Genomic DNA, 15,467 nt, shown 5'->3' with positions numbered 1-15,467 from the left:
CATGGATCTCAAGGCGTTCGAGCAGCGAATCGAGTCGGGTGGCCGTCTCACCGCAGACGAGGCGCTGCAGCTGTATCGCCACGCGCCCACCTACTGGCTGGGCCGCATGGCCGACGGCGTGCGGCGGCGCCGGCATCCCGAAGGCCTGGTCACCTACATCATCGATCGCAACGTCAACTACACGAACGTGTGCGTGGCGCGGTGCAACTTCTGCGCGTTCTATCGCGAGGTCGGCCACGGCGACGGCTACGTGCTGGGCTTCGACGAGATCGCGCGGAAGATCGAAGAGACGCAGGCGCTCGGCGGCATCCAGTTGCTGCTGCAGGGCGGCCACAATCCCGACCTGCCGATCGCGTGGTACGAGGACCTGTTCCGCTCGGTGAAGCAGCGCTTCCCGGATTTCAAGCTGCACGCGCTGTCGCCGCCGGAAGTGCTCCACCTGTCGCGGATGTCGAAGCTGCCCGTGCCCGAGGTGATCAGCCGGCTGATTGCCGCCGGCCTCGACAGCATCCCTGGTGGCGGCGCCGAGATCCTGGTGGACCGCGTCCGCAAGTTGCTCAACTGCTTCAATAAGGCCAGCGCCGACGAGTGGCTGGAGGTCATGCGTCACGCGCACCGGGCCGGCCTGCGGACCACCGCGACGATGATGTACGGCACCGTTGAGACGGACGAAGAGCGCATCGAGCACATGGCGCGGCTGCGCGCCGTGCAGGACGAGACCGGCGGCTTCACCGCGTTCATCGCCTGGAGCTATCAACCGGAGCATACCGAGCGCGGCGGCGTCGAAGCCACCGGCATCGAGTACCTCCGCACGCTGGCGATCTCGCGCCTGTTCCTCGACAACTTCGACAACATGCAGGCGTCGTGGGTCACCCAGGGCGGCAAGGTCGGCCAGTTGAGCCTCGCGTTCGGCGCCAACGACATGGGCAGCGTGATGATCGAGGAGAACGTCGTGCGGGCGGCCGGGGCCAGCTACTGCATGGACGAAGTCGAGATTGTTCGCAATGCCGAGGACGCCGGTTTCGTCGCCAAGCGCCGCAACATGCATTACGACATCCTGGGCGGCCCGTTCTTCCGCGAGCACGCGGTCCCGCGCACGCTGGAGCTGTCGACCGCGCGCGAGGCGGGCGATAACTCGGTGCCGGCGGAACTCGTGAACTATCCCGCCCGCAGCGCCGCCGGCAAGCGCCAACGCTCGCAGCCGCCGGCGTCGCCGGTCGCATGACCGCCTACCGGGCGGCCTGGGTCTGCCCGATCGACCAGCCTCCCATCAGAGACGGCGTCGTCACGGTTCACGGCGGACGGATCGTTTCTGCCGGGAGTCGGGAGTCCTTCGACTGCGCTCAGGACACCCGCGATCTTGGGAACGTTGTCCTCCTGCCTGGCCTCATCAACGCCCATGTTCATCTCGAGCTGTCGTGGTTGCGCGGGCGCGTACCGCCTGCCGCGAAGTTCACCGATTGGGTCAAGCAGCTGGTCGCCACGCGGCGGAGCGTGGAGCGGCCCGATGATCCAGCGGTGGTCGGGCCGCTCAAGGCCGCCATCAGGGAACTGCAGGCATCAGGAACGGTGGCGGTGGGGGACATCAGCAACTCGCTGGCCTCGCCCGGGCCGATGCGCGACGCCGGCCTCGACGGTCTCGTCTTCCATGAGCTGCTCGGCTTCAGGGAACGTGATGGCGCCTTGATCGATCGCGCGCGCGCGGAGCGGGCGGCGGCCGCCACGCGCGTGTCGCTGGCGCCGCACGCGCCGTACTCGACCTCGCCCGAGTTGTTCCGGGCCATTCGGAAAGCGGTCAACGAGTCGGGCTGCCCGATCATGAGCGTCCACCTCGGCGAGTCGGCCGAGGAGAGCGAGTTGCTGGCCACCGGCACGGGACCGTGGCGGGGCATGCTGGAGTTGATCGGCGTGTGGCGCGACGACTGGACGATCCCCGGTTGCGGGCCGGTGGAGTACCTCGATGGCCTGGGCGTCATCGATGACAAGACCCTGGTGGTGCATGGCGTGCAGTTCGACGACGCCGCGCTGGCGCGGCTCGCGGCGCTGGGCGCCACGCTCGTGACCTGTCCGCGAAGCAATCAATGGGTCGGCGTGGGCATGCCGCCGATCGAGCGCTTTTATCAGTCGGGCGTGGCCGTGGCCATCGGCACCGACAGCCTGGCCAGTGTCGAGGACCTCAACCTGTTCAGCGAGCTGAAGACCATGCGCTGGCTTGCCCCGAATGTCCCGGCGCCGGCGCTGCTCGAAAGCGCCACCCTCGTCGGCGCCCGCGCCCTGGGATTGGCCGACGAGCTCGGTTCCCTGACGCCAGGCAAGCGAGCGGAGATTCTCGCCATCGAACTCCCCGGGCCGGTGGATGATATTGAAGAGCATCTGGTGAGCGGCGTTGACGCGTCTCGCATTCAGCACCTAGGCACCTTAGGCCCCCTAGGCACCCGCGGCACCCTAGGCACCTAGGCAAGATTCCCGTGAGCAAAGTCGCCACCTACCTGTCGTTCGTCCGCTTCTCCCATTCGGTGTTCGCGCTGCCGTTTGCGCTCACCGGCGCGCTGCTGGCGTGGCGGGAGGCGCCGTTCCACTGGAGCCAGGTGCTGTGGGTGATGGTGGCCATGGTGTCGGCGCGCAGCGCGGCCATGGGCTTCAACCGCCTCGTGGATGCGCGGCTCGACGCCCTCAATCCGCGAACGGCGATGCGCGAGATCCCGCGAGGCGCCATGAGCCGCGGCGAAGCCACCATCTTCGTCGGCGTCTCGTCGGCCGCCTTCATCGCCGCCTCCGCGCGCCTCAATCCGCTGTGTGGCCTGTTGTCGCCGGTGGCGCTTGGCATCGTGTTCTGGTATTCGGTGGCGAAGCGTTACACCTCTTACACGCAAGCGTTCCTCGGCCTGGCCATGGCGGTGGCGCCGGTGGGCGGGTGGCTGGCGGCCGGCGGGCGCGGGGGATGGGAGCCGTGGCTGCTCGGGCTGGCGATCGGCCTGTGGGTCGGCGGATTCGACATCCTGTATGCGTGCCAGGATCTGGCGTTCGATCGCGCGCACGGCCTCCACTCCATTCCGGTCCGCTTCGGTATCGCGCGGTCGCTCCTGATCTCGCGCGTGATGCACGTCGCCACCATCGTCTGCATGGCGGCGCTGGCCCGGGTGCTGCCGCTCGGTCCTATTTACCTGGGCGGCGTCGCGCTGGTCGCGGCGCTGCTGGCCTACGAGCAGTCGCTCGTGAGTGAGCATGACTTGTCGCAAGTGAAGCGGGCGTTCGATCTCAACGGGTGGGTGGGTATTTTGTATTTCGTGACGATGGGCATGGCGTTGTATGTCGGCTAACGTGGACAAGTCGCCCGAGAAGATCTCGGGCATGTTCGACGCCATTGCCGGGCGGTACGACCTCCTGAACACCGTGCTGTCGGGCGGCCTCGATCGCTATTGGCGCCGCCGCGCGATTGCCACCCTCAAGCTGACCGGGCGCGAGCGGCTGCTCGATGTGTGCACGGGGACCGCGGACGTGGCGCTGGGCGCCGCGCGCAAGCCGGCCGGGGCCGCGCGCGTGGTCGGCGTGGACTTCTCGGGCGCGATGCTGACGCACGGCCTCGAGAAGGTGCGGCAGGCGGGACTGGGAGCCCGCGTCCACCTCATTCGCGGCGACGCCATGGGGCTGCCGATCGCCGGCGCGTCGGTGGATGCCGCGACCATCGCGTTCGGCATTCGCAACGTGCAGCGTCCGGCCGAGGCCTGCCAGGAGTTGTTGAGGGTGCTGCGGCCCGGCGGCCGGCTGGCCATCCTCGAGTTTGGCTTGCCCGTGATTCCGGCGGTGCGCCCGCTGTATCTCTGGTACTTCAACCACGTGCTGCCGCGCATCGGCCGCGCCGTGTCTCAGCACAACGCCGCCTATACCTACCTGCCTGAGTCGGTCGGCACCTTCCAGTTCGGCGACGAATTCGCCCGCATCCTCACTGTCACAGGATTTTCACAGGTGAGCTCCCGGCCTTTGGCGTTCGGTATCGTCTATCTATATACGGGGACGAAACCGTCGGCTTGAGACTTGAGACCTGAGGCTTGACCATGAGGTCTCGATTCTGGAGCCCAAGCCCGAGGCCCCAAGTCCAAATCCACCATGTATAATCGCGTAACCTACTGATGCACTTCGACTTCGACGATCGCTATCGCGACATCGAACCCGTCGGGTCGGCGATCAACCGGCGCGACGGCGTCGCCGTGTCGATCATTTTCCACACCGCCCTGATCCTCGTGCTGCTGTTCCTGCCCCAGTACTGGCCTGATCGATCTCAAGAGGCGCAGGCCGTTCCGCCGCCGCAACAGCGTCCGGAGAACCAGCCGACGTTCGTCTTCGTGCAGCCGAAGATGGATCTGCCGCCGACGCGGCAGCCGGAACGCGCCGAGATGTCGGACGTCGATCGCAGCGCGCGCACGCCCGAGCGCGTGCCGGAGATGACCAACCCGTTGCCCGCCGCGCGCGGTAACTCGACGGAACGCACGGAAGCCTCGGCTGAAGAGAAGATGCGCGGCGAGGGCCCCGCACCGCAACCGGCGCCGCCGGCCCCGGCCGTCGAAACCCCGCCGGTCTCCGATCCGCGGACCGACCCCCAAATGGCGATGATGCAGCGTCCGCAGCAGCAGCCGCCGGCCGGCGGGTCTCTCGGTGAAGCGCTGAAGAACCTCCAGAAGTACGTGCAGAACGATTCGTTCAACAACCAGAAGGGCCAGACGCAGGAGTTTGGCCCGCTGCAGTTCGATACCAAGGGCGTCGAGTTCGGGCCGTGGATCCGGCGGTTCGTGTCGCAGGTCCGCCGCAACTGGTTCGTGCCGTATGCCGCCATGACCATGCGCGGCCGGGTAGTGATCACCTTCAACGTGCACCGGAACGGCCAGTTGACCGACGTGACGGTGCTGCGCCCGTCAGAAATCGAGTCGTTCAACACGGCGGCGGTCAACGCGCTGCTCGCCTCGAACCCCACCACGCCGCTGCCGCCGGAGTATCCGGACGACAAGGCGTTCTTCACGGTCACCTTCTTCTACAACGAAAACCCTCCGGGCCAATAGGCTGGTAGGGCGCCCCTTCATGGGGCGCCGGATACTCCGTGAAACCACTCATCGCAGTTCTCGGACCCACGGCTACCGGCAAGAGCGCCCTGGGCATCGCGCTGGCCGAATGGTTCGGCGGTGAGATCATCAACTGCGATTCGACCGCGGTGTATCGCGGGTTCGACATCGGCACCGATAAGGTGCCGCTGGCCGAGCGGTGCGGCATCCCGCACCACCTGATCGACATCGCCGATCCCACCGACGAATACACCGCGGCGCAGTTTGCGCGCGATGCCGCGGCGGCGGTCCGCGACATCCACGCCCGCGGACGCGTGCCCATCCTGGTGGGCGGTACCGGTTTCTACTACCGGGCGCTGACGCGCGGCCTGTTCCCCGGGCCAGGCAAGGATCCGGAATTGCGCGCCCGGCTGGAAGGCATTGCGGCGAAGCGCGGCGTTGAAGCGCTGCACCGGATGGTGACGCGGGTGGATCCGGAATCGGGACGGCGGATCCAGCCTCGCGACCTGAAGCGGCTGGTGCGGGCGTTGGAAGTGTATTTCCAGACCGGCCGTCCGCTGACCGCCCACTTCGAAGACACCCTATCGCTGCTCGACCCAGAAGTGCAGGTGATGCCGATCGGGCTTCGGGCGCCGGCGGAGTGGCTCGCCGATCGACTGGCCCGGCGGGTCGATGCACAGTTCGACGCAGGACTGCTGGACGAGATCCGCGCGCTGCTGGCCGCCGGTGTCCCGCCGGAGGCGCGGCCGTTCGGGGGCCTCGTGTACCGACAGGCCATGGAGCACCTGCAGGGCAAACGCGACGAGGCGGCGACACGCGCGCTAATTGCGCAAGAGAACCGGAAATACGCGCGCCGGCAGTTGATCTGGTTCCGAAAAGAGCCTAACCTTGTCTGGTTTGAAGGCCCCGGCACTAACGCCGAAGTGCAGGACAGCGTGATTAACGAGCTGACCGCGCGGGGTCTTTTGAAGGACGGGAAAAATGTCGCCGCTACCTGAAGCCAAGACCGGCGCGCCGAACATTCAGGACGTCTTCCTGAACTATGCACGTCGCGAGAAACTGCCCGTCACCGTCCACCTGCTCGATGGACGCGAGTTCGAAGCCCGCATCAAGAACTTCGACCGCTTTGCCTTGATCGTCGAGCACGCGGGGATGGATCACCTGATCTTCAAGCACGCCATCGCGACGATCCGGACGCCCCGCAGCGTCCCGAATTACTTCTCGTCTCACCATCCCTGACGCGTGTTCGCGCGCGCCATCGTCATCGTTCTCGACAGCGTCGGCATCGGCGAATTGCCGGATGCCGCGCTGTACGAGGATCAGGGCAGCAACACCCTCGGCAACATCGCCGCCGCGGTCCCCCTGCGCATTCCGACGCTGGCGGCGATGGGCCTGCCGCGGTTGCTGCCGCTGGCCGGCATTGCCGCGCCGGCGTCGCCGACGGCGGCCTTCGGGCGCATGGCGGAGCGATCCGCCGGTAAGGATTCCGTCACCGGTCATTGGGAACTGATGGGCGTGGTCCTCGACCGCGCCTTCCCGACCTTCCCCAACGGCTTCTCACCAGAGTTGATCCACGCGTTCGAACAGCGCATCGGGCGGCCGTCGATTGGCAACGTGGTGGCCTCCGGCACGGCGATCATCGACGAACTCGGTCCCCGGCACATGGAGACCGGCTATCCGATCGTCTACACCTCGGCCGACAGCGTGTTTCAGATCGCCGCGCACGAGGGCATCGTGCCGGTGCCGCAGTTGTACGAGTGGTGCGACGCCGCCTACGACCTGGCAGTGCGCGGACTCGGCCTGGGCCGCGTCATCGCCAGGCCGTTCATCGGCCTGCCGGGTTCCTTCGCGCGCACGTCGAACCGTCACGACTACGCGATGCCGCCGGTCGCGGAAACCCTGCTGGACCGCCTGGTCGCCGCGGGACACCCGGTCACGTCGGTGGGGAAGATCGCTGACCTGTTCGCCGGCCAGGGCGTGACCGCGTCTCACCCGACCAAGAGCGACGCGGAGGGCGTGGATTACATCGAGGCGTTGATGGCCACGCAGGCCCGCGGGCTGATCTTCGCCAACCTGGTGGACTTCGACACGCTGTACGGTCACCGTAACGACACCGCCGGATACGGCGCGAACCTGGACCGGTTCGACGCCCGGCTGGCGCAGTTGCTGCCCAGACTGCGGCCCGACGATCTGCTGGTGATTACCGCCGACCACGGCAACGACCCGACCACGCCCAGCACCGACCATTCGCGGGAGCACGTGCCGGTCCTGCTGTACGGGGCCGGCGTGCGCGGCGGCGTGGATCTGGGCACCAGGACCACGTTCGCCGACCTCGCGCAGACGCTGGCCGAGGTGTTTGGCGTCGGCCCGATGGCCCACGGTGCGAGCTTCCTTCGACAGATCCTGCGCGAGCATGGTCCGGCTCAAGCCGGACGCCACATTTGATGGCCCGGCAAAGGCGGACGCTACAATAGTGAGATGACCAGCGCAGGGCGGGCGGTGATTCGCGAACAACTCGAGGCGCGCGAGCGCGAGATCCTGGCCCCAGAGGCCTCGAAGAGCGGCGCCAGCAAGGGGCGCGTTCGCCCCGAGGCCGAGGATCCCATCCGGCCCGCGTTCCAGCGCGATCGCGACCGCATCATCCACACCAAGGCGTTCCGCCGCCTCAAGCACAAGACGCAGGTCTTCTTTTCGCCCAAGGGCGATCACTACCGCACGCGCCTCACGCACACACTCGAGGTGTCACAGATCGCACGGACCATCGCCAAGGTCCTTCACCTGAACGAGGAACTGACTGAGGCCATTGCGCTGGGACACGACCTCGGGCATACGCCGTTCGGCCATGCCGGCGAGCGCGTGCTGAGCACGCTGGTGCCGGGCGGCTTCAATCACTACGAGCAGAGCCTGCGCATTGTCGATGTGCTCGAAAACGATCGCCGGGGACTGAATCTCACCTGGGAAGTGCGCGACGGCATTGCCCGCCATTCCAAGGGCAAGCACGGCATGCCGGTCGGCGCGGCGCCGGAACATCGCGCCAGCACCATTGAGGGGCAGGTGGCCCGCGTCGCCGACATCGTCGCCTACGTGAACCACGACATCGACGACGCCGTGCGGGCGGGGATCCTGTCGGAGTCGAGCCTCCCCGGGCATGCGGTGGACCTGCTGGGGCACTCCCCGTCGGAACGCATTGGCCGGCTGGTCAGCGACGTGGTGCACCAGACTCTGGACGGCGGCCTGACCGAGATCCGGATGAGCGAGCCGGTCCTGACCGCCCTGGTGGACCTGCGCAGCTACCTGTTCGAAGCCGTCTACGAGAACCAGGTTGCCACGGCCGAGTTCGCAAAGGCGGCGGGCATCCTGGGAGGGTTGTGGGAAAAGGTCCAGCAGCGGCCCGAGGAATTCCTGGACGTCCGGACCATTGCCGCCGAGGGGGTGGACGTGGCCGCCCAGGACTTCGTGGCCGGCATGACCGACCGCTTTGCCGTGGACCTGTTCCAGAACCTGTTCATCCCCAAGCCTTGGGTTGGCCCCCGCGTGGTATACTGAAAAGTCTTGTCTGGCTGCGAGATAGCCGGAAGTACATGTAGCGTCCGGCTTTAGCCGGACCGACAGATCTTGCGATGCGCCTCGAACTTGCCCATATTCGTCTGCCCGAGACCGAGTTCTCCAGGGTCTTTGCCCCGGCCGACCTTCCGGGTGGGGATGAGGACTATAAGGTGATTGCCCCGGTCAGCCTTCAGATGGTGGTCCACATGGATCACGATCGGTTCCGGCTGGTCGGCACGGTGAAGACCGCTCTCGAGCAGGTGTGCAGCCGCTGCCTCGAGCCGTTTGTGTTGCCGGTCGATCGCGAATTCGACTTGCGGTTCCTGCCGTCCGCGGTGGTTGATGCCGACAAGGACGAAGACGAAGAGGCCGAAGTCGAGGAAGACGACGTTTCGATAACGTTCTATCGGGACGACGAGATCGACCTGAACGAGTTGTTGCGGGAGCAGTTCTACCTGGCCTTGCCGATGAAGCCGCTTTGCAAGTCGGCGTGCCTGGGGATTTGCCCGCAATGTGGTACCAACCGGAATCTGGCCCCCTGCGATTGCAATCCGCAGATGGCGGATCCGCGGATGGCTGGTTTGAAGACGTTGATTACGAAGCGAAAGCCCGACGATGCCTAATCCAAAACGCAGACACTCCAAGACCCGCGGCCGCAAGCGCCGCACTCATGACGCGCTCAAGGCCACCACGCCCGGCCTGTGCCCGCAGTGCAGCGAGCCCAAGGCCGCGCACCGCGTGTGCGCGTATTGCGGTTTCTACCGCGCGCGCCAGGTGCGTCCAGTCAACGAAGACTAGCGGCGGATTGCGCAGATGCGCAGATTGGTCTCGCGCATAAGCAGCTTCAGGGACAATGCGCATCGCGGTTGACGCGATGGGCGGCGATCACGCGCCCGGGCGGCCGGTGGACGGCGCCCTGGCCGCCGCGCGCTACCTGGGCCTGGGCATCGACCTGGTCGGCCGTGCCGGCGAGATCCGCGCCGAGCTCCAACGCCATCCCGACGTCGCCACCCTGGATGTGCGCGTGATCGACGCGCCAGACGTGGTCGACATGGCCGAATCGCCGGCCCAGGCCTTGCGCCGCAAGCCCAAGGCCTCGATCCGCGTGGCTGCCGATCTCGTCGCGTCCGGCGAGGCCGCGGCGCTGTTCAGCGCCGGCCACACCGGGGCGTGCGTCGTCGCGGCCCACGCGGCATTCGGCATGTTGCCGGGTGTCGATCGGCCCGCGCTCGCCCCGACCGTGCCGACGCGGCGCGGTTCGGCGGTGTTGCTCGACGTTGGGGCCACGGTCGCGTGCCGGCCCTCGCACTTGCTGCAGTTCGCCCGCATGGGGGCGGTCTACTCGAAGGTGGGGCTGGGGGTGGAGCGGCCGCGGATCGGGTTGCTGTCGATCGGCGAGGAAGAGACGAAGGGCAACGAGCTGACGCGCGAGGCGCATCAGCTGATCAAGGCCTCGTCGCTGGCCTTCATCGGCAACGTCGAAGCCCGCGGCATCTTTTCGGGCGACGCCGACGTGGTGGTGTGTGACGGGTTCACCGGCAACGTCGCGCTGAAGTTGAGCGAAGGGCTGGTCGAGATGGTCGAGGACCTCCTGAGCGAGGAGCTGCAAAGCACCTTCTCGAGCCAGATGGGGTACTTGCTCTCGCGTCGCGCGTTTCGGCGCTTCCGCAAGCGCGTGGACTACTCGGAGTTTGGCGGCGCGCCCCTGCTGGGCGTGGCCGGCCTGTGCATCGTCGGTCACGGGCGTTCGTCGGTGAAGGCGGTTCGCAATGCGGTGGCGATGGCGTCGCGCATGGCGGGCCATCAAATGGTGGAGCGGCTTCGACTCGAGATGGCGACCTTTGCGGTGACACAGTCGTGATTGCTTGTCTCTTCCCCGGACAGGGTTCCCAGGCCGTTGGCATGGGCCAGGCGCTGGCGGATCAGTTTCCCATTTGCGCGCGCACCTTTGCCGAAGCCGATGCGGCGCTCGGCGAATCCCTCAGCGACCTGATCTTCAACGGCCCGGCCGATCGGCTCACGCTGACCGAGAACACCCAGCCGGCCATCCTGACGATGAGCGTGGCGGTGTGGCGGTTGCTGCACGAGCGCGGGCTGTCGCCGGCCTTCGTCGCCGGGCACAGCCTGGGCGAGTACTCCGCACACGTCGCGGCCGGAACGCTGGCCTTCGCCGACGCCGTGCGCCTGGTCCGCCACCGCGGCCGTTACATGCAGGAGGCGGTGCCGGTGGGGCAGGGGGCGATGGCCGCCATTCTCGGGCTCGACGAAGCGGGCGTCGCGCAAGCGTGCGCGGAAGCGGCGCAGGGCGACGTCGTCAGCCCGGCCAACCTGAATAGCCCCGGCCAGATCGTCATTGCCGGATCGGCGGCGGCCGTGGCGCGCGCCAGCGAGCGGGCCAAGGCGCTGGGCGCCAAGCGGGCGATTCCGTTGCCGGTGAGCGCGCCCTTCCATTGCGCGCTGATGAAGCCGGCGGAAGAGCGGTTGGCGCCGGAACTGCGCGCCGCCGCGTCGCACGACCCGCGCGTGCCGGTGGTGGCCAATGTTGACGCGGAACCCAAGCGGACCGCCGCGGCGTCGATCGAGGCGTTGATCCGGCAGGTGTCGTCGCCGGTACGGTGGGAAAACGTCATGCAGCGCCTTGCGTCGGAGGGCGTCACCCGATATGTTGAAGTAGGTCCGGGGAAAGTGTTGAGCGGTCTGGCCAGGAAGATCGCTCCGGGCGCCACCATTCTGAACGTCGAGGGTCCCGCTGACCTCGCCGCGATCGAGGGACTGCTCTGACACAGTTCGACGGCAAGATTGCGATTGTGACGGGTGCGTCCCGCGGCATTGGCCGGGCGATTGCGCAGCGCCTGGCGGCGGGTGGCGCCACGGTGGTGTGCGTCGCGCGCGGGTCGAACGCCGACGAGACCGCCGCCGCGATCACCGCCAGCGGCGGCAAGGCCGTCGCCCACGGCGCCGACGTCACCGACGCGGCAGCGGTCGAGTCGCTGATCAAGGGAACGGTCGAGCGCCACGGGCGGCTCGACATCCTGGTCAGCAACGCTGGCATCACCCGCGACCAGTTGATGCTGCGCATGAAGCGCGCCGACTGGGACGAGGTGATCGCGACCAACCTGACGGCGGCGTTTACGCTGTGCCAGGCCGCGCTCAGGCCGATGATCAAGCAGCGCGCGGGCCGCATCATCGCCATCAGCTCGGTGGTCGGGCAGATGGGCAATGCCGGCCAGGCGAATTACGCGGCGTCGAAGGCGGGATTAATCGGGTTTTGCAAGGCCCTGGCGCGTGAAGTCGCGTCGCGCCAGGTGACGGTGAATGTGGTGGCGCCAGGGTTGGTCGAGACCGACATGACGCGCGCGATCACCGCGGATGCCAAGACCGAGTGGGCGGCGCAGATCCCGCTGGCCCGCCTGGGCACGCCGGACGACATTGCGGCGGCGGTCGCGTTTCTGGCTTCCGACGATGCGGCGTATATTACTGGTCAAGTTCTCGCCGTTAACGGCGGGATGTACATGTAGGAGGAATCGTGGCCGTTGCCGACAAAGTAAAGAGCATTATCGTGGAGCAGCTGGGCGTGGACGAGGAAGAAGTCACCCCGGATGCTTCGTTCGTGGACGACCTGGGCGCCGACTCGCTCGACACCGTCGAGCTGGTGATGGCGTTCGAGGAAGAGTTCGGCATCGAGATCCCTGACGAGGAAGCGGAGAAGATCACGCGCGTCAAGGAAGCGGTCGACTACATCGAGTCGCACGCCAAGAAGAAGTAGCGCGGGCCGTGTCGGGCACCCCCTTTGGGGGTGCCGTTGCTTCTTCCGGAGGTCAAGTGAGCAGGCGAGTCGTAGTGACCGGCGTGGGTCTGGTGTCGCCGGTCGGCATGGGCACTCAGGCAAACTGGGACGCGCTGTGCGCGGGTACGAGCGGCATCGGCCCGATCACGCGCTTTGATGCAACAGCATTCTCGACGCGCTTCGCGGGCGAAGTGAAGAACTTCGATCCGCTGCAGTTCATCGAGAAGAAAGAGCTGAAGAAGATGGACATCTTCATTCAGTTCGCGGTCGCGGCGTCGCAATACGCCATGGACGATGCACGCCTGACGATCACGCCCGAGTTCGCCGATCGGGTGGGCGTGTTCATCGGGTCGGGCATCGGCGGGTTCACCACCATCGAGAGGGAGCACATCTCCTATCTCGAAGGCGGCCCGCGCAAGATTTCCCCCTTCTTCATCCCGTCGTCCATCATCAACCTGGCCGCCGGCCAGGTGTCGATCCGCTACGGCGCCAAGGGCCCGAACCTGGCCACCTGCACCGCGTGCACGGCGTCGGCGCACGCCATCGGCGATTCCTACGAAATCATCAAGCGCGGCGCCGCGGATGCCATGATCGCCGGCGGCGCGGAAGCGGCCGTCTGTCCCATGGGCGTCGGCGGCTTCGGCGCCTTGCGCGCGCTGTCAACCCGCAACGACGACCCGTCGCGCGCCAGCCGTCCGTTCGAAAAGGACCGCGACGGCTTCGTGCTGGGCGAGGGCGCCGGCGTGGTCGTGCTCGAGGAACTCGAGTTCGCCAAGCGCCGCGGCGCCACGATTTACGCCGAGATGGTCGGCTACGGCATGTCGGGCGATGCCTATCACATGACCGCGCCGTCGGAAGACGGCGACGGCGCCTATCGCGTGATGAAGACGGCCATTGCCTCCGCCGGCATCCGTCCCGATCAGGTGAACTACGTCAACGCCCATGGCACCTCGACGCCGCACAACGATCGCATCGAGACCACCGCGATCAAGCGCGCGTTCGGCGACCACGCCTACAAGCTGGCGATTTCATCGACCAAGTCGATGACCGGGCACCTGCTGGGCGCCGCCGGCGGCCTCGAAGCCGGCATCGTCGCGCTGTCGGTGCGGCACCAGAAGGTGGCGCCGACCATCAACCTCGAGAATTCGGACGAGGGCTGCGACCTCGACTACGTGCCGCACACGGCGCGCGAGATGAAGATCGACTACGCGCTGTCGAATTCGTTCGGCTTCGGCGGGACCAACGGAGCGTTGCTGTTCAAGAGATACGAGGCTTGAGACCTGAGGCTCGAGACTTGGGGCGCGCCGCCAGCCAAGCCCCAAGCCCCAGGCCCCAAGCCATGAAGGTTCCATGAAAATTGCCGTCTGCATCAAGCAAGTGCCTACCCGCGAGTGGCAGCCGCGTCTGAACGACGACAAGACGTGGGTGCGCGAGCAGGATGTCAGCTACGAGATGAACGAGCCCGACGCCTACGCGCTCGAGGAGAGCCTGCGCCTCCGCGAGAAGCATGGCGGGGAAGTCGTGGTGTGCTCGGCCGGTCCGGCCCGCGTGCAGCAGGTGATCCGCGAGGCCCTGGCCCGCGGCGCCGACCGCGCGCTGCACGTCGAAGACGACTCGCTCGGCGCCGCCGATGCCTTCACCGCGGCCGCGGCTCTCGCGCCGGCCATGGCCGGGCAGGCATTTGATCTCATCCTGACCGGCCTGCAGTCCGACGACCAGGGCCACGCCCAGTTCGGCCCGGTGCTGGCCGAGAAGCTCGGCATCCCGCACTCGACGATCATCATGGAAGTGCAGGTCACCGAGGCGACGCTGAAGGTGAAGCGCGAGCTCGAAGGCGGCTGGTTCCAGTACGCGACGATGCCGCTGCCGGCGCTGCTGACCATCCAGAGCGGCATCAACCAGCTGCGCTACGCCACGTTGAAGGGGATCATGGCGGCGAAGAAGAAGGAAATCATCAAGGTGGCGGCGCCGGCCGGGCTGACGCCGCGCCTCAAGGTGGTGGCGCTCAGCGCGCCGCAGAAGTCGAAGCAGACGGTCATGATCGGCGGGTCGCCCGCCGAGGCCGCGAAGGAACTCGTCAAGCGCCTTCGCGAAGAAGCGAGGGTCCTATGATTCTCGTGATCGCGGAACAGACGAACGGCAAGCTCAATCGCGCGAGCTGGGAAGCCATAGCGGCGGCCCAGCAGCTCGCCGGCGGATCGATGCCGGTGAAGGTCGCCGTTGCCGGGCAGGGCGTCGCCGCCGTGGCCGCGGAGCTGGCGCAGGCGGCGGTGGCCGAAGTGATCACGGTCGAGCACGCCGCGCTGGCGATCTACACGCCCGACGCGTTCGTGCAGGCCTTGCAGCAAGTCATCACGCAGGTATCGCCGGCGTACGTGTTCTTCCCGCACAGCTATCAGACCCGCGACTTCGCGCCGATGCTCGCCGGCCGCATGGATCGCGCCCTCGTCACCGACGTGATCGCGATCCGGCAGGCCGGCGGCGCCACCGCGTTCGCGCGGCCGATGTTCCAGGGCAAGCTGGTGGCCGAGGTCGTGCCGCAGGGGCCGGCGCCGCATTTCGCCAGCATCCAGATTGGCGCCTATCGCGCCGACGCCGCGGCGCGCGGGAGCGCGGCCGCGCCGATCGCGGCGGCCGGCATCACGATCGACGAGTCGAAGATCCGGCAGAAGCCTGAAGCGCCGTTCCAGGAGGCCAAGCAGGCCGTGGACCTGTCGCAGGCCGAGCGCATTGTCTCGGTGGGCCGCGGCATCAAGTCGCAGGAGAACATCGCCGTGGCGGAACAGCTGGCCAAGGCGTTCGGCGCCGAACTGGCCGCATCGCGGCCGATCTGCGACAACGGCTGGCTGCCCATGGAGCGCCAGATCGGCAGCTCCGGCCAGACGGTGGCGCCGAAGCTGTATGTGGCCCTGGGCATCTCGGGTGCCATCCAGCACCTGGTCGGCATGAAGGGTTCGCGCGTGATCGTGGCGATCAACAAGGACGCCGACGCGCCGATCTTCGAAGTGGCCGATTACGGCATCCAGGGCGACCTGTTCGAGCTGGCGCCGGCAATTATCGCGGAACTGCAGAAGTCCTGA

At 67.2% G+C, this 15,467-nt stretch carries 18 protein-coding genes; all 18 read left to right on the top strand.

Going from position 1 to position 15,467, the window contains the following annotated elements:
* Position 1: 1 nt before the first annotated feature.
* Complete coding sequence (gene mqnC, locus WC815_11610; GenBank protein MFA5909416.1) at positions 2-1,225, top strand: cyclic dehypoxanthinyl futalosine synthase; 1,224 nt, start codon at positions 2-4, stop codon at positions 1,223-1,225.
* A complete protein-coding gene (locus WC815_11605) occupies positions 1,222-2,457 on the top strand; it encodes an amidohydrolase family protein (protein ID MFA5909415.1) in 1,236 nt (411 codons plus the stop codon). The genes mqnC and WC815_11605 overlap by 4 nt, the downstream gene beginning before the upstream one ends.
* An 11-nt stretch (positions 2,458-2,468) precedes the next feature.
* The gene (locus tag WC815_11600) at positions 2,469-3,320 is read left to right on the top strand and encodes a UbiA-like polyprenyltransferase (protein MFA5909414.1); all 852 of its coding nucleotides are present in this window, start codon (positions 2,469-2,471) and stop codon (positions 3,318-3,320) included.
* Entirely contained in the window at positions 3,310-4,032 is a 723-nt protein-coding gene (gene ubiE, locus WC815_11595; GenBank protein MFA5909413.1) for a bifunctional demethylmenaquinone methyltransferase/2-methoxy-6-polyprenyl-1,4-benzoquinol methylase UbiE, read from the top strand. Before WC815_11600 ends, ubiE begins: the two co-directional genes overlap by 11 nt.
* Before the next feature lie 98 nt (positions 4,033-4,130).
* A complete protein-coding gene (locus WC815_11590; protein ID MFA5909412.1) occupies positions 4,131-5,054 on the top strand; it encodes a cell envelope integrity protein TolA in 924 nt (307 codons plus the stop codon).
* 38 nt (positions 5,055-5,092) lie between these two features.
* Positions 5,093-6,052, top strand: coding sequence for a tRNA (adenosine(37)-N6)-dimethylallyltransferase MiaA (gene miaA, locus WC815_11585; protein MFA5909411.1), 960 nt, complete (start codon positions 5,093-5,095; stop codon positions 6,050-6,052).
* Entirely contained in the window at positions 6,036-6,293 is a 258-nt protein-coding gene (hfq, locus tag WC815_11580) for an RNA chaperone Hfq (protein MFA5909410.1), read from the top strand. The genes miaA and hfq overlap by 17 nt, the downstream gene beginning before the upstream one ends.
* A 3-nt stretch (positions 6,294-6,296) precedes the next feature.
* The gene (locus tag WC815_11575; GenBank protein ID MFA5909409.1) at positions 6,297-7,499 is read left to right on the top strand and encodes a phosphopentomutase; all 1,203 of its coding nucleotides are present in this window, start codon (positions 6,297-6,299) and stop codon (positions 7,497-7,499) included.
* A 33-nt stretch (positions 7,500-7,532) separates the two neighbouring features.
* A complete protein-coding gene (locus WC815_11570) occupies positions 7,533-8,600 on the top strand; it encodes a deoxyguanosinetriphosphate triphosphohydrolase (protein ID MFA5909408.1) in 1,068 nt (355 codons plus the stop codon).
* 74 nt (positions 8,601-8,674) lie between these two features.
* On the top strand, positions 8,675-9,223 hold the full coding sequence (locus WC815_11565) for a DUF177 domain-containing protein (protein ID MFA5909407.1): 549 nt from the start codon (positions 8,675-8,677) through the stop codon (positions 9,221-9,223).
* Positions 9,216-9,398 (top strand): 50S ribosomal protein L32, encoded by a 183-nt coding sequence (gene rpmF / locus WC815_11560; GenBank protein MFA5909406.1) that lies wholly within the window; start codon positions 9,216-9,218, stop codon positions 9,396-9,398. Before WC815_11565 ends, rpmF begins: the two co-directional genes overlap by 8 nt.
* Before the next feature lie 55 nt (positions 9,399-9,453).
* Positions 9,454-10,461, top strand: a complete 1,008-nt coding sequence (gene plsX / locus WC815_11555) for a phosphate acyltransferase PlsX (GenBank protein ID MFA5909405.1) — start codon at positions 9,454-9,456, stop codon at positions 10,459-10,461.
* The gene (gene fabD, locus WC815_11550; GenBank protein MFA5909404.1) at positions 10,458-11,381 is read left to right on the top strand and encodes an ACP S-malonyltransferase; all 924 of its coding nucleotides are present in this window, start codon (positions 10,458-10,460) and stop codon (positions 11,379-11,381) included. The genes plsX and fabD overlap by 4 nt, the downstream gene beginning before the upstream one ends.
* The gene (gene fabG, locus WC815_11545; protein ID MFA5909403.1) at positions 11,378-12,118 is read left to right on the top strand and encodes a 3-oxoacyl-ACP reductase FabG; all 741 of its coding nucleotides are present in this window, start codon (positions 11,378-11,380) and stop codon (positions 12,116-12,118) included. The genes fabD and fabG overlap by 4 nt, the downstream gene beginning before the upstream one ends.
* A gap of 5 nt (positions 12,119-12,123) precedes the next feature.
* Positions 12,124-12,366, top strand: a complete 243-nt coding sequence (gene acpP / locus WC815_11540; protein MFA5909402.1) for an acyl carrier protein — start codon at positions 12,124-12,126, stop codon at positions 12,364-12,366.
* Positions 12,367-12,374: 8 nt separating this feature from the next.
* Entirely contained in the window at positions 12,375-13,664 is a 1,290-nt protein-coding gene (gene fabF, locus WC815_11535; protein ID MFA5909401.1) for a beta-ketoacyl-ACP synthase II, read from the top strand.
* Between the two features lie 73 nt (positions 13,665-13,737).
* Positions 13,738-14,499 (top strand): electron transfer flavoprotein subunit beta/FixA family protein, encoded by a 762-nt coding sequence (locus WC815_11530; GenBank protein MFA5909400.1) that lies wholly within the window; start codon positions 13,738-13,740, stop codon positions 14,497-14,499.
* Entirely contained in the window at positions 14,496-15,467 is a 972-nt protein-coding gene (locus WC815_11525; GenBank protein MFA5909399.1) for an electron transfer flavoprotein subunit alpha/FixB family protein, read from the top strand. Before WC815_11530 ends, WC815_11525 begins: the two co-directional genes overlap by 4 nt.

The organism is Vicinamibacterales bacterium (genome assembly GCA_041659285.1).
Lineage (GTDB): Bacteria > Acidobacteriota > Vicinamibacteria > Vicinamibacterales > UBA2999 > 12-FULL-67-14b.
Note: the sequence above shows the minus strand (reverse complement) of the source record. Positions and strands in the feature narration are given on the sequence as shown.

Bases quoted from the DNA above. Each gene is read 5' to 3' on its own strand.
- mqnC (MFA5909416.1), top strand. From the start codon at position 2: ATGGATCTCAAGGCGTTCGAGCAGCGAATCGAGTCGGGTGGCCGTCTC.
- WC815_11605 (MFA5909415.1), top strand. From the start codon at position 1,222: ATGACCGCCTACCGGGCGGCCTGGGTCTGCCCGATCGACCAGCCTCCC.
- ubiE (MFA5909413.1), top strand. From the start codon at position 3,310: ATGTCGGCTAACGTGGACAAGTCGCCCGAGAAGATCTCGGGCATGTTC.
- WC815_11590 (MFA5909412.1), top strand. From the start codon at position 4,131: ATGCACTTCGACTTCGACGATCGCTATCGCGACATCGAACCCGTCGGG.
- hfq (MFA5909410.1), top strand. From the start codon at position 6,036: ATGTCGCCGCTACCTGAAGCCAAGACCGGCGCGCCGAACATTCAGGAC.
- WC815_11570 (MFA5909408.1), top strand. From the start codon at position 7,533: ATGACCAGCGCAGGGCGGGCGGTGATTCGCGAACAACTCGAGGCGCGC.
- WC815_11565 (MFA5909407.1), top strand. From the start codon at position 8,675: ATGCGCCTCGAACTTGCCCATATTCGTCTGCCCGAGACCGAGTTCTCC.
- rpmF (MFA5909406.1), top strand. From the start codon at position 9,216: ATGCCTAATCCAAAACGCAGACACTCCAAGACCCGCGGCCGCAAGCGC.
- plsX (MFA5909405.1), top strand. From the start codon at position 9,454: ATGCGCATCGCGGTTGACGCGATGGGCGGCGATCACGCGCCCGGGCGG.
- WC815_11530 (MFA5909400.1), top strand. From the start codon at position 13,738: ATGAAAATTGCCGTCTGCATCAAGCAAGTGCCTACCCGCGAGTGGCAG.
- WC815_11525 (MFA5909399.1), top strand. From the start codon at position 14,496: ATGATTCTCGTGATCGCGGAACAGACGAACGGCAAGCTCAATCGCGCG.